Raw genomic sequence first — 12271 nt, forward strand, 5'->3', positions numbered from 1 at the left:
AGGTCAGCAAATCAGGTGCCGGGGACAGTGGCGGGGTCGAGGGGCGGGAGCCAGACGGCCGCCTCGATGTCGACCGCGCCCGAGCGGCGCAGCGGGGTCCCCTCCCCCAGGTAGGCCTGCCGCGCCTCGGGACCGTGCGAGTCCGGCAGCGTCCCGTCGGCGCGCACGACCCGCCACCACGGCACCCCGCCGCCGTGCAGCGCCATCACGGCACCCACCTGGCGCGGACCGCCGCTGCCCAGGGAGTGACGCAGCGCCTCCGCGATCAGCCCGTACGTCGACACCCGGCCCGGCGGGATCTGCTCGACGAGCGCGAGCACCCGCTCGACGTACTCCTCGCTGGCCACGGGTCAGACCCTACGGCTCACTTCCCGGTGAACGGCACCGTCCCGGCGGCCAGCATCAGGCCCTTGATCCCGGAGTACTGCCGGGCGAAGGTGAGCTCGGCGTAGAGGTCGCCGATGGTGTTGCGCACCGGGGTGCCGAACAGGGTGAGCCCGATGCTGAGCGTGGAGAGCACGCCGATCGCCCGGCCGGACGCGTCGAGGAAGCCGCTGCCGGAGTCGCCGGGGATGCCGCCGGAGCCCTTGATCTCGTACCCGAGGCCGCTGCCGTCGCGGCTGATCACGTTGCCCGTCTTCTTCGACAGCGCGCCGCCGCGCAGCGACGAGCTGCCGACGCTGAACAGCTTCGCGCCGGCGCCGAGCGGTGCCCCGCCGAAGGTGCGCGGCCCGCCCCAGTAGGGCACCGTCGGGTTGACCTTGCCCTTGTCGGCGGCGTTCACCCGCACCAGTGCGAAGTCGTTCCACCGGCACCGGGCCGCCGCCGTCGTCTTGAGCCGCTTCATGGTCAGCCACGACGAGTACACGAGCCGGCCGCCGCCGAGGGTGCGCCCGCTGGAGAGGATGTTGCCGCCCTTGGCGAACCGGACGGCGCTGCCGAGCGGCAGCGACGCGGCCTTGCAGCCGTTGGTGTCGGTCGACGAGCCGGTCCCGGCGCAGTGGGCGGCGTACCCGACGTAGACGTTGCCGGCGGCGTCGTAGAAGACGAAGTTGCCGGTGCACTGCGCGTCCCCGGTGTACATCTGCGCGCCCGGGCGGATCGTCGCGGTCGAGACCGGCGCCCAGCGCGGGGTGGCTTCGGCGCTGGTGCCGTCGACCAGGGTCACCGAGACGAGCACGAGCGCGACGGCAGCGAGCAGACGGGTGCGGATCGAGGACATGCAGGAACCTCCGGGGGTGAGGTCCTGCACAACGACGAACTCCCCGCCTCGGTCACGCGACCGGGACGGGGAGCTCGTGCTCGGGCTCAGTAGGAGGGCTGCGACGGGTCGATCTGGTTGACCCACGCGACCACGCCACCGCCGACGTGCACGGCGTCGGCGTAGCCGGCGCCCTTGACGATCGCCAGGCACTCGGCCGAGCGGACGCCGGTCTTGCACTGCAGCACGATCTGCTTGTCGGCCGGGAGCTGCTCCAGGGCGCTGCCGTTGAGGAAGTCGCCCTTCGGGATGAGCACCGAGCCCGGGATCTTGTTGATCTCGTACTCGTTGGGCTCGCGCACGTCCACCAGGACGAAGTCGCGGGTGCCGTCGGCGCGCTCCTTGAGCATGCCCTCCAGGGTGGCCACCGAGATGGTCGCGTCGGCGGCCGCGTCCGCGGCCTCCTCGCTGACGGCACCGCAGAAGGTGTCGTAGTCGATCAGCTCGGTGACCGTGGCGTTCTCGCCGCAGAGCGCGCAGTTCGGGTCCTTGCGGACCTTGAGCTTGCGGTACTCCATCTCGAGGCCGTCGTAGATCATCAGCTTGCCGACGAGGGGCTCGCCCATGCCGGTCAGCAGCTTGATGGCCTCGTTGACCTGGATCGAGCCGATGCTGGCGCAGAGCACGCCGAGGACGCCGCCCTCGGCGCAGCTCGGGACCATGCCCGGCGGGGGCGGCTCGGGGTAGAGGCAGCGGTAGCAGGGCGCGTCGTCGGCGAGGGTCGGCGCGAACACGCTGGCCTGGCCGTCGAAGCGGTAGATCGAGCCCCACACGTAGGGGATCCCGAGGAAGTACGCCGCGTCGTTCACCATGTAGCGGGTGGCGAAGTTGTCGGTGCCGTCGACGATCAGGTCGTAGCCCCGGAAGACGTCGTAGACGTTGTCGTTGTCGAGGCGCTCCTCGTGCAGGACGACCTTGACGTAGGGGTTGATCTCGGCGATCGACTCCTGGGCCGAGACGGCCTTCGACTTGTCGATGTCGCTGACGCCGTGGATCACCTGGCGCTGCAGGTTCGACTCGTCGACGGTGTCGAACTCGGCGATGCCGAGGGTGCCGACGCCGGCCGCCGCCAGGTACAGCAGCGCCGGGCTGCCGAGACCGCCGGCGCCGATGACCAGCACCTTGGCGTTCTTGAGCCGCTTCTGCCCGGTCATGCCCACGTCGGGGATGATCAGGTGACGGCTGTAGCGGCGGACCTCGTCGATGGTCAGCTCGGCGGCTGGCTCGACCAGTGCGGGCAGGGACACGGCACTCCTCGGTGACACGGCGTTTCTCGGTACGTACGTGGGTGCGGGTCAGTCGGCCCGCGGTCCGCTGGGTGCAACACCCAGCGGCCCTCCAGTGTTCCCGGGACGCCTGGTCACCGGCTGCTCGGGTCCGCCATCTGGGACCCGGCCCCGCTCCGGCGAGGCCGCCGGCCCGCCGGCGAACGGCTCGTCGAGCACCGGGACCGCGTAGACGACCGCGTTGGAGAGGTACTCGTGGCCGTTCCAGTCGTCGCAGGTGATCAGCACGAGACGGCCGTCGCCGCCCCGGCGCAGGATCTCCTCGGCGTTCCGGGCGAGTGCGGCGGTGGAGTAGACGGTGGACCGGCGGACGACGTACCGGATCCAGCCGTGGTCGGTCCGGACCCGCACGGTGTCGCCGGGGACGAGCTCTCCGAGGTGGTCGAACGCGCCGCCACCGGTGTGCACGGTGTGCCCGGTGACCACGGCCGAGCCGTGCCTGGCGCCGGCGACCCTGCCCTCCTTCCACCAGCCGAGCTCCTGGGCGTCGGCGGGCGGGACCAGCGCGCCGCTGCGGCCGCTGATCGGGAGCACGTCGGAGGAGACGTGCAGCCGCGGGACGCGGACCTCGCGGGGCGCGCCGGCCGCGGCGAGCCGGACCCCGGCGTACGGGCCGTTGAGCGCCTGGACGCCGACGGGGCCGACGAAACCGTCGGCGGGCTCGATCTTCGGGTCGGCGACGGAGGGGGTCCGGATCGCCTGCTCGGGGACCGAGGCGCCGAGGGTGTCGCGGACCTGCGGCACCACCCAGGGCAGCACCGCGCACGCGCCGACGAGGGCGGCGACGGCGGCGATCCGGGCCGGCCTACGCCAGCGCGCGGGACGCTCGGCCGCGCGCGCGGGCGGCACCCGGGGCGCCCGGACGAACGGCATCCCGTACGCACGAGCGGCCGCGACGCGGGCACGCGAGCGTCGTCCGCGCGGCTGCGGCTCGACCCAGTCCAGCGGGATCCGGTCCTCGGGCAGGAGGTCGTCCGGGTCGGCGGGCGGGTCGAGGAGGTCGGCGATCTCCTCGGGTGTGGCGTCGGCGAAGACGTGGTTCGAGCGCGCTGCCCGGGCGGCGCGGCGCTTGCCCTTGCGCCGGCGCTTGCGGCCCCCGGGAGGGGTCGCGGTCGACCCGGACGGGGCGTCCTCGTCATCCGGGACGCCCCCGTCCGGGTCCGGGGCGTACTCCTCCACGGTCTCCAGATCGGCAGCGACCGGCTCAGGCTGAGGATCCGGGGCCGGGACGACCGACGGCGCCGCCGGCACCGGCCCCGCGGGCCGGGCGGAAGCGCCGCGGTTCAGATCTGCGTACTGGTCTCCGGACCACGTGCCGTCGGGCAGAGGCCAGGAGCGCTCCTCCTGCTTGCGCAGGAGGGCTGTCGTGCCGAGAACCAGGAGTCCGAGGGCGGCGGTGCGGACAGTCCGTCCGCCGCCCCCGGCACTACCCAATTCAGGCCTGCGACTTGCCACCGCGCGGTCGGATCAGTCCGAGACCGCCGGCCACCACGAGGAGCGCCATACCGGCCGCGACCAGGGCCAGGCCCTGCTCGTCACGCAGGTCGTCGGCCGAGACGAGACCGGCCGAGACGACGGTCGGCGTGGCACCCGACTCGGGGCTGTCGACCACGACCTCGGTCTCCGGAACGGCGACCGGGGTCGGCGTGGTGCCCTCGGGGCACTCGCCGGCGGCCGGGATCTCCAGGGTGTAGACGACCTCCTGGGCCTCCCCGTTGAACTCGAACCCGTTGGCCGGCGTGGCCTTGACCTTCACCGTGCTCCCCGGAGTCAGCGTGCCCTCGACCAGCGTGTACAGCACGTTGTTGATCGTGGCCGGCAGGTCGGCCAGGGTGGCGGCCATGCGGGCCGGCGCCTGGCTCTGCGCGGGCAGGTTCAGCGACGGCTCGGTGGTGCAGTCACCCGCGGTGACCGTCGGCGCGACCGGGGTCGCCTTCGGGTTCTGGACGCCGCCGCACTCGGTGGCCGCGTTGAAGTTGTGCAGCGGGAAGGCGATCGATTCCTGGTTGTCCGGGAACGCGAAGCCGTCCTTCGGGCTGACCGTGACCTGGACGCTGCCGCCGACGGCGGCCGCACCCGTGACGACCTTGGTGATCGCCGCGTCGATGTTGTCGAGGTCGTCCACGCTCAGCGTGAACGACGCCCGCTGCGGGTTCTCGCAGTCCGGGTCGGCGTAGCTGATCGTCGGGGTGATGACGGTCGGCTCGGTCGGCGGAGTGCTCGGGGACGGGCAGGCGCCGTTCACGGCGTACTCGTCGTGGCGGCCGTCCTTCGACTCGTGCTTCCAGTAGTGCCCGTTCGGGTAGAGCGACTCGTCGATGTGCGACGACGCCTTGTTCGGGCTGATGATGTTCCACCCGGTCTTGGTCTCACCCTTGCCGTTCACCGGGTGGCAGATGGCCGGCTTCGACTCGCCACCCGTCTGCGCCGCGTTCGCGGTCCCGGCCGATGCCATCAGCGCGGCGCCGCTGGACATGACCAGCACGCCGAGCGCGGCGATGATCGTTGCGACGCGCGCACGCGTCGACTTCTCGCTGTTCCCCATTTTGATTGCCCCAGATCGAAGAGTTGATTTAGTGCAGGCGTGCCAGGCGGTTCGTACGGTCCGGGCCCCCTGAGCTCTGACGGAAACGAAAGAGCTCTGTTCCGGACTTCCTGATACGTCTGTCCCCCATGGAATCGCTCAACGACCCCAGGGGCGAGGCGGTCACGATCGCGGTCTAGCCCAGACTCGCCGGTGCCGTAAATCAGGCCCGGAGGTTATGTCCGGGTATGCCACGTTTCGCCGCGCCTGTACCCACGAATCCCTTGAGCGCAAGCGTTTTGGCCGTGATGCACCCGACGTGTCGCGGGACCGACCGGACGACCCGGCCGGCGACCACCTTGCGTACCTCCCGCATCGACGGGGGTGCCTCGGAGTAGGCTCGCGCCACGTCGCCCGCCGGGTGGCAGCGCCCGACCCACCGGGCCCCGAACCGAACCGTCCGCGCAGGCACCAGGAGGCCCCGACCGTGACCACGCCGGTGACCGGTCCCGACCAGGGGATCGCGCAGCCTCCTGCCCGGGGGAGCCGCCTCCCCCGGCGCGCCCGCCGCGCCCAGCTCCTCGAGTCGGCCCTCGAGGTCTTCGTCGCCCAGGGCTACCACGCCGCCGCGATGGACGACATCGCCGAGAACGCCGGCGTCTCCAAGCCCGTGCTCTACCAGCACTTCCCCGGAAAGCTCGACCTGTACGTCGCCCTGCTCGACCAGGCCGTCGACAAGGTGATCGACGGGACCCGGCAGGCCCTGGAGTCGACCGACGACAACAAGCAGCGCGTGGCCGCGACGATGCACGCGTTCTTCACCTACGTCGCCAGCGAGCAGGGCGAGTTCCGGCTCGTCTTCGAGTCCGACCTGACCAACGAGCCCGCGGTGCGCGAGCGGATCGACCGGGTCACCACGGAGTGCGCCGGCCTGATCGCGCACGTCATCCACGACGACACCGGCCTCCCCGACGAGGCGTCCCGGCTGCTCGCCGTGTCGCTGGTGGGAATGGGCCAGGTCAGCGCCCGGTTCTGGCTGCAGGACCGCCTGCTCGGCAACGACACGATCGCGCAGGGCGACGCGGCCAGCCTGGTCGCCGGTCTCGCCTGGCGCGGCATCCGCGGGTACCCGCGCAACGACGAACCCACCTGATCCGCTCCGCAGCACCGCACGACCCACCGAGAACCACACCAGGGAGGTCCTCCGCATGGAGGTCAAGATCGGCGTCAGCAACGCCAACCGCGAACTCGTCCTCGAGTCCGACCTCGACGCCACCGGCATCGAGGAGCAGGTCCGGACCGCGATCGCCGACGGCGGCGTCCTCGCGCTGACCGACCACAAGGGCCGCCGGGTCCTGGTCCCGGTCGAGAAGATCGCCTACGTCGAGGTCTCCACCAGCACGGTGGGTCAGGTCGGCTTCCGCTCCTGACCGAGCGTGTCGAAACCTCGCACGGGTCCGCACCTCGCGCCGGCCCGCGGGTCTCGCCCGGAAGGCCCTCCTGGAGTCATGATCAGGAGGTAGTCGTCGCCGGAGGTCCCGGCGACGCGCGACCGGAAGAGGTTCTGGCCATGTTCTGGACGATCGTCGGTTCCATCATCGGAGGCCTGATCATCGGTCTCCTCGGCAAGTTCTTCGCGCCCGGCAACCGGGACAACATCCCGCTGTGGCTGACCCTGCTCTGCGGGATCGGCGGCATCTTCCTGGGCAGCTGGCTCTACTACCTGATCTTCGGGGTCGCCGACAACGTCGCGAACAACCCGGACTACGACTGGCTGAACACCACCAAGGGGCCCGACTGGTGGCGGTTCGCCTGGCAGGTCGCCACCGCCGCGGTGCTGGTGGTCGTGGCCGCCGGGGTCACCGGGCGCAGCAAGCGGACCTGAGGTCCGGCGTCAGCTCGCCAGCCCGAGCTCGGCCATCCGCCGGGCGTGGTTCTCCGTCAGCCGGGTGAACATCCGGCCCAGGGCGGCCAGGTCGAGCCCGGGGCGGTCGACGCCGCCGGCGAGCAGGGCGGCGAGGGAGTCGCGCTCGGCGGCGACCCGCTGGGCCTGGGAGAGCGCCTCCCCCATCAGCCGGCGACCCCAGAGGGCGAGCGCGCCGGCCACCCGGTGGTCGGCCTCGATGGCGCCGCGCACCCGGTCGACCACGAAGTCGGAGTGGCCGGCATCCGCGAGCGAGGTGATGATCAGGTTGCGGGTGTCCGCGTCCAGGAAGGCCGCCACCTCGCGGTAGAAGTCCGCGGCCAGCCCGTCGCCCACGTAGGCCTTGATCAGCCCCTCGAGCCAGTTGCTCGGCGCCGTCTTGGCGTGGAAGGCGTCGAACGGCTTCATGAACGGCGCCATCGCCTCCACCGGGTCCGACCCGAGCGCCGCGATCCGGTCGATCAGTGGCTCGACGTGGTTGAACTGGACCGTCGCCATCTTGCCGAGCGCGAGCTTGTCCTGGATCGTCGGGGAGAGCCGGGCGTCCTCCGCGAGCCGGTCGAAGGCCGCGATCTCGCCGTACGCGATCGCCCCGAGGAGGTCGACGACGGCGGCGCGGTAGCCCGGGTCCTGGAAGGCGACCGGGATGTCCTCGACGGTCCCGGCGTCGCCCTCGGCGGCGGAGATTTCGGTCATGGTGCGAGGGTACCGATAGACTGGCCCCGCGAGACGGCCCCGTCGGACCACGGACCTCACCCGGTCGGACCGCGGCGTAGACCGCTCCAGACGACTTTGATTTCACACAGAACGGCAAGATCCTGACCACCTTCAGAGAACTCGGGGTGCTCCCCGAGATTTGCGACGCTCTCGAGCGCAGCGGCATCACGACTCCCTTCGCCATCCAGGAGATGACCCTCTCGGTCGCCCTGATCGGCACCGACCTCATCGGCCAGGCGCGCACCGGTACCGGCAAGACGCTGGCCTTCGGCATCCCGGTGCTCCAGCGCACGGTCGCCCAGCACGACCCCGACTACGAGGAGCTCGTCGCCCCCGGCAAGCCCCAGTCCCTCATCGTCGCGCCGACCCGTGAGCTGGCGCTCCAGGTCTCCAGCGACCTCGCCCTGGCCGGCGCCGACCGCGGCATCCGGGTGCTCACCGTGTACGGCGGCGTGCCCTACGAGCCGCAGCTCGACGCGCTCACCTCCGGCGTCGACGTCGTCGTCGGTACGCCGGGCCGGCTGATCGACCTGATGAACAAGCGCGCGCTCGACATCTCCCACGTGAAGAGCCTGGTCCTCGACGAGGCCGACGAGATGCTCGACCTGGGCTTCCTGCCGGACGTCGAGAAGCTGCTCGCGAAGACGCCGGAGACCCGGCAGACGATGCTGTTCTCGGCCACGATGCCGTCGGCGATCGTGGCGCTGGCCCGGATCCACATGCGCCACCCGATGAACATCCGCGCCGAGTCGTCGTACGACAACCAGACCGTGCCGGCGACCGCGCAGTTCATCTACCAGGCGCACGACCTCGACAAGCCCGAGATGATCGGCCGGATCCTCCAGGCCGAGGGCGCCTCGCTGAGCATCGTCTTCACCCGCACCAAGCGGCAGGCGCAGCGGGTCGCCGACGACCTCACCGAGCGCGGCTTCGACGCCAGCCCGCTGCACGGCGACATGGCGCAGACCGCGCGCGAGAAGGCGCTGGCGAAGTTCCGCGACGGCAAGCTCCAGGTCCTCGTCGCCACCGACGTCGCCGCCCGAGGCATCGACGTCAGCGGCGTCACCCACGTCATCAACTACACCTGCCCCGAGGACGAGAAGACCTACGTCCACCGGATCGGGCGGACCGGCCGCGCCGGCGCCACGGGTACCGCGATCACGCTGGTGGACTGGGCCGACCTGCACCGCTGGAAGATGATCAACAAGGCCCTCGACCTGCCGTTCGACGAGCTGGTCGAGACCTACTCCAGCTCCGAGCACCTCTTCCACGACCTCGGCATCGCGCCCGGCACCAAGGGCCGGCTGATCCCGGAGGGCCAGGTCGTGGTCGAGCGCAAGGACGACCGCGGGGGGCGTGGTGGCCGCGACGGTGGCCGCGACGGTGGCCGGGGTCGCAGCAGCGGCGGTCGGGGCGGCAGCCGCGGCGGCGAGAGCCGTGCGACGGAGACCAAGCCCGCGACCGGTGACGGCGAGGCGGCCAAGCCGCGTCGCAGCCGCAACCGCCGCCGCACCCGCGGCGGATCCGGCACGGCCGCCGAGTAGTCCGGGCGGACCTGCTCAGACCACGACGACGTCGGTGCCGACGTCGGCGAAGTCCCAGAGCCGCTGCGCGTCGGCGAGCTTCTGCCGGATGCAGCCGTGCGACTGCGGCGTGCCCAGCTGCGCCTCGGTCTGCAGCGGCACCCCGCCCTTGCTCGGGATGCTGTGGAAGCCGATCGCCGCGTTGTCTCCACGGGTGAAGCGCACGAAGTACTGCATCACCCCGGAGTCGTCGACGCCGACCGCCCAGCGCGACCGCGAGTAGACCGCGTAGCTGCCCGGGTGCAGGTTGTCGGTGACGCTGCCGGAGACCAGGTACGTCGACACCACCCGGTCCTCGGCGTCGACCAGCCAGACCCGCTGGGCCTCCTCGGAGAAGACCACCCGGCGTCCCGAACCACTGCCCGCCGGCAGGCTCGTCGAGGCTGCCGTCCGAGCCGTGTCCGTCGGCATGGGGGTCGGCGTCGGGGTCGGCGTCGGCGTGGACGTGGGGGTCGGGGCGGTGACACTCTTCTGCGCCGCGGTCAGGTCGGACGCGGCACCCGCCGCCTGCGGCGCGGGGTCCGCGCCGGCACGCGAGCCCGCGCCGGATCCGACCGGGATCACGCCGATCCCGCCGAGCAGCGCCACCAGGGTCACGGTCAGCGCCAGCCCGGCCGCGGCGATCCGGCCCGTCCGCGGGCGGACCCGGGGCGGCGGTTCGGCGCGGTGCTTGCCCATGTCAGCTCCGGGTCAGGTCCGGGCGAGCAGGTTGCGAGCCACCTCGCGGTAGGCCGTCGCACCCTTGTTGGAGGTGGAGGTCGCCAGGATCGACCGCCCCGCGGCGGGAGCCTCGGCGAACCGGATCGACTTCGGGATCGGCGGCTCGATCACGGCCAGGTCGTAGGTCTCGGAGATCGTCTCCAGGACCGTACGGGCGTGGTTGGTGCGGCCGTCGTACAGGGTGGGGAGGACGCCCCAGACCTCGAGCTCGCGGTTGGTGAACCGGCGTACGTCGTGGACGGTGTCGAGCAGCTGGCCGACACCGCGGTGCGAGAGCGTCTCGCACTGCAGCGGGATGAGCACCCCGGTCGCCGCGGTCAGCGCGGCGACGGTGAGCACCCCCAGCGACGGCGGGCAGTCCAGGAGCACCCAGTCGTAGTCGTCGGCGAGCTCCTCGACCACGGTGCGGATGACGTACTCGCGGCCGGTCCGGGTGAGCAGGTCGGCCTCGGCCCGGGCCAGCTCGATGGTGGCCGGGAGCAGATCGACGCCGTCCTCGGTGGTCGCCATCACCTCGGTCGCCGGGACGCCCTTGGTGAGCACGTGGTGCACCGACAGCTCGAGGTCCTCGGGGTCGATGCCGAGGCTGAAGGTCAGGCACGCCTGCGGGTCGAGGTCGACCAGCAGGACGCGCTGGCCGAGCTCGGCGAGGGCGGAGCCGAGCGAGGCGACGGTGGTCGTCTTCGCCACGCCGCCCTTCTGGTTGGCGACGGCGAGCACACGGGTCGTTGACATCAGTCCACATCATGCCGCACCCGCCTTGCCGCGACGGCGCTGTCCCGGGAATGCTGTGCCGCATGTCGCAGTCCCCGGATGAAGCACAGCAGCGCGGATCGCGCCCCGTCGCCCTGGTCACCGGCGCCACCGCCGGCATCGGCCTGGAGTTCGCCCGCCAGCTCGCGGAGCGGGGGCACGACCTGGTGCTCGTCGCCCGCGACGCGGCCCGGCTGGACGAGGTCGCGCTGCAGCTGCACCAGGAGTTCGGGGTGGACGGCGAGGTGATCTCCGCCGACCTGGCCGACCGGGAGCAGCTCGCCCTCGTGGAGGCCCGGCTCGCCGACCCGGCCCGCCCGGTCGACCTGCTCGTCAACAACGCCGGGTTCGGGCTCAAGGGCCGCTTCCTGGACAACTCCGTCGAGCAGGAGCAGGCGCACCTCGACGTGCTCGTGGTCGCGGTGATGCGGCTCTCCCACGCCGCCCTGGGTCCGATGGTGGACCGGGGCCGGGGCGCGGTCGTCAACGTCTCCTCGGTCGCCGGGTTCCTGCCGCGCGGCACCTACTCGGCGGCGAAGGCCTACGTCACCAAGCTCAGCGAGTGGGCGCACGCCGAGTACGCCCCGCACGGCGTCAAGGTGATGGCGCTCTGCCCCGGCTTCATCCGCACCGAGTTCCACGAACGGATGGAGGTCGGCCGCGACTCCGCTCCGTCGTTCCTCTGGCTGGAGGCCTCCGACCTCGTGCACGGCGCGCTCGCCGACCTCGAGGCCGGCAAGGCCGTCTCGGTGCCGACGTTCCGCTACAAGGCGATCGTCACCGGTGCGAGGTACGTCCCCGCCGGCCTGCTCCAGCGGTTCCAGTCGCTGGGCCGCAAATAGCTGGTCGAGGAAGGCGCTCCGCCGCCTGTCTCGAAACCTCAGCCTTCGCCGGCGATGAACGCGCGGACCGAGTTCGCCACCATCTGAACGGCGATCGCGGACAGCAGCAGACCGGCGATCCGGGTGACCAGCATGACGCCGCCCTCGCGGATGACCCGCAGGATCGGGAGCGAGAAGCGCATCGCCAGCCAGATGGCGATGTGCACCGCGACCACGCCCAGGGCGACGGCGGCGAACTCGTCGAACCCGTCGACCTGCTTGCTGAAGACCATCGTCGCCACGATCGCGCCGGGACCGGCGAGCAGCGGCGTGCCCAGCGGGACCAGCGCGACGTTGGTCTCCTGCGCCGCCGTCGGCTCGGTCTCGTTGCCGGTCAGCAGCTCGAGCGCGACCAGCAGGAGGAGCAGACCGCCGGCGCCCTGGAGCGCCGGCAGCGAGATGTGCAGGTACTCCAGGATCCGCTGGCCGAAGAACGCGAAGACGGCGATCACGCTGAAGGACACGGCGACGGCCTGCCAGGCGAGCCTGCGGGCGGCCTGGGGCGACCGGCCACCGGTCAGCGAGAGGAAGATCGGGATCGTTCCCGGCGGGTCCATGATCACAAAAAGCGTGACGAAGACCGATGTGAACAGGACCCAATCCATGAGGGAGAGGGTATGGC

Annotated in this window: 14 protein-coding genes; 5 read left to right on the forward strand and 9 right to left on the reverse strand. The window is 71.7% G+C overall.

What is annotated here, in order from left to right:
• Window positions 1–11: 11 nt before the first annotated feature.
• The 5 genes from AB4Y76_RS03115 to AB4Y76_RS03135 form a co-directional block, all read right to left on the reverse strand.
• Window positions 12–347, reverse strand: a complete 336-nt coding sequence (locus AB4Y76_RS03115) for an MGMT family protein (RefSeq protein WP_441922043.1) — start codon at window positions 345–347, stop codon at window positions 12–14.
• Window positions 348–364: 17 nt separating this feature from the next.
• Complete coding sequence (locus AB4Y76_RS03120; protein WP_441922044.1) at window positions 365–1222, reverse strand: hypothetical protein; 858 nt, start codon at window positions 1220–1222, stop codon at window positions 365–367.
• An 86-nt stretch (window positions 1223–1308) separates the two neighbouring features.
• Window positions 1309–2508: an adenylyltransferase/sulfurtransferase MoeZ gene (gene moeZ, locus AB4Y76_RS03125; protein WP_441922045.1), complete on the reverse strand. Its 1200-nt coding sequence runs from the start codon at window positions 2506–2508 to the stop codon at window positions 1309–1311.
• A gap of 48 nt (window positions 2509–2556) precedes the next feature.
• Entirely contained in the window at window positions 2557–3726 is a 1170-nt protein-coding gene (locus AB4Y76_RS03130) for a class F sortase (protein ID WP_441922046.1), read from the reverse strand.
• Between the two features lie 256 nt (window positions 3727–3982).
• Window positions 3983–5092, reverse strand: a complete 1110-nt coding sequence (locus tag AB4Y76_RS03135) for a hypothetical protein (protein WP_441922047.1) — start codon at window positions 5090–5092, stop codon at window positions 3983–3985.
• A gap of 466 nt (window positions 5093–5558) precedes the next feature.
• Here AB4Y76_RS03135 and AB4Y76_RS03140 point away from each other — a divergent pair, with 466 nt between their 5' ends.
• From AB4Y76_RS03140 to AB4Y76_RS03150, 3 genes are all read left to right on the forward strand, one after another.
• Window positions 5559–6224: a TetR/AcrR family transcriptional regulator gene (locus tag AB4Y76_RS03140; protein ID WP_441922048.1), complete on the forward strand. Its 666-nt coding sequence runs from the start codon at window positions 5559–5561 to the stop codon at window positions 6222–6224.
• Window positions 6225–6279: 55 nt separating this feature from the next.
• A complete protein-coding gene (locus AB4Y76_RS03145; RefSeq protein ID WP_441922049.1) occupies window positions 6280–6501 on the forward strand; it encodes a DUF3107 domain-containing protein in 222 nt (73 codons plus the stop codon).
• A gap of 140 nt (window positions 6502–6641) precedes the next feature.
• The gene (locus AB4Y76_RS03150) at window positions 6642–6956 is read left to right on the forward strand and encodes a hypothetical protein (protein ID WP_441922050.1); all 315 of its coding nucleotides are present in this window, start codon (window positions 6642–6644) and stop codon (window positions 6954–6956) included.
• Between the two features lie 9 nt (window positions 6957–6965).
• Here the strand turns inward: AB4Y76_RS03150 and AB4Y76_RS03155 are convergent, their stop codons facing one another.
• Window positions 6966–7691, reverse strand: a complete 726-nt coding sequence (locus AB4Y76_RS03155; protein WP_441922051.1) for a ferritin-like fold-containing protein — start codon at window positions 7689–7691, stop codon at window positions 6966–6968.
• A 146-nt stretch (window positions 7692–7837) separates the two neighbouring features.
• On the opposite strand from AB4Y76_RS03155, the gene AB4Y76_RS03160 reads away from it, so the two are divergent.
• Window positions 7838–9256 carry a DEAD/DEAH box helicase gene (locus AB4Y76_RS03160; protein WP_441922052.1) on the forward strand — a complete coding sequence of 473 codons (1419 nt, stop codon included), beginning with the start codon at window positions 7838–7840 and terminating at the stop codon, window positions 9254–9256.
• Between the two features lie 15 nt (window positions 9257–9271).
• Here AB4Y76_RS03160 and AB4Y76_RS03165 read toward each other — a convergent pair whose 3' ends face one another.
• On the reverse strand, window positions 9272–9973 hold the full coding sequence (locus AB4Y76_RS03165) for a L,D-transpeptidase (protein WP_441922053.1): 702 nt from the start codon (window positions 9971–9973) through the stop codon (window positions 9272–9274).
• 12 nt (window positions 9974–9985) lie between these two features.
• Entirely contained in the window at window positions 9986–10750 is a 765-nt protein-coding gene (locus AB4Y76_RS03170) for a ParA family protein (RefSeq protein WP_441922054.1), read from the reverse strand.
• A gap of 62 nt (window positions 10751–10812) precedes the next feature.
• Between AB4Y76_RS03170 and AB4Y76_RS03175 the strand changes: the two genes are divergently transcribed.
• On the forward strand, window positions 10813–11610 hold the full coding sequence (locus AB4Y76_RS03175) for an SDR family NAD(P)-dependent oxidoreductase (RefSeq protein WP_441922055.1): 798 nt from the start codon (window positions 10813–10815) through the stop codon (window positions 11608–11610).
• Between the two features lie 38 nt (window positions 11611–11648).
• Here AB4Y76_RS03175 and AB4Y76_RS03180 read toward each other — a convergent pair whose 3' ends face one another.
• The gene (locus AB4Y76_RS03180; protein ID WP_441922056.1) at window positions 11649–12254 is read right to left on the reverse strand and encodes a MarC family protein; all 606 of its coding nucleotides are present in this window, start codon (window positions 12252–12254) and stop codon (window positions 11649–11651) included.
• Window positions 12255–12271 lie beyond the last annotated feature (17 nt).

The sequence above is a fragment of the Marmoricola sp. RAF53 genome (assembly GCF_052114005.1).
Lineage (GTDB): Bacteria > Actinomycetota > Actinomycetes > Propionibacteriales > Nocardioidaceae > Marmoricola.

What these genes read in the sequence shown, in the direction of transcription:
- AB4Y76_RS03145 (WP_441922049.1), top strand. Translation starts at nt 6,280, where the DNA reads ATGGAGGTCAAGATCGGCGTCAGCAACGCCAACCGCGAACTCGTCCTC.
- AB4Y76_RS03150 (WP_441922050.1), top strand. Translation starts at nt 6,642, where the DNA reads ATGTTCTGGACGATCGTCGGTTCCATCATCGGAGGCCTGATCATCGGT.
- AB4Y76_RS03175 (WP_441922055.1), top strand. Translation starts at nt 10,813, where the DNA reads ATGTCGCAGTCCCCGGATGAAGCACAGCAGCGCGGATCGCGCCCCGTC.
- AB4Y76_RS03170 (WP_441922054.1), bottom strand. Translation starts at nt 10,750, where the DNA reads ATGTCAACGACCCGTGTGCTCGCCGTCGCCAACCAGAAGGGCGGCGTG.
- AB4Y76_RS03180 (WP_441922056.1), bottom strand. Translation starts at nt 12,254, where the DNA reads ATGGATTGGGTCCTGTTCACATCGGTCTTCGTCACGCTTTTTGTGATC.
- AB4Y76_RS03155 (WP_441922051.1), bottom strand. Translation starts at nt 7,691, where the DNA reads ATGACCGAAATCTCCGCCGCCGAGGGCGACGCCGGGACCGTCGAGGAC.
- AB4Y76_RS03165 (WP_441922053.1), bottom strand. Translation starts at nt 9,973, where the DNA reads ATGGGCAAGCACCGCGCCGAACCGCCGCCCCGGGTCCGCCCGCGGACG.
- AB4Y76_RS03120 (WP_441922044.1), bottom strand. Translation starts at nt 1,222, where the DNA reads ATGTCCTCGATCCGCACCCGTCTGCTCGCTGCCGTCGCGCTCGTGCTC.
- AB4Y76_RS03135 (WP_441922047.1), bottom strand. Translation starts at nt 5,092, where the DNA reads ATGGGGAACAGCGAGAAGTCGACGCGTGCGCGCGTCGCAACGATCATC.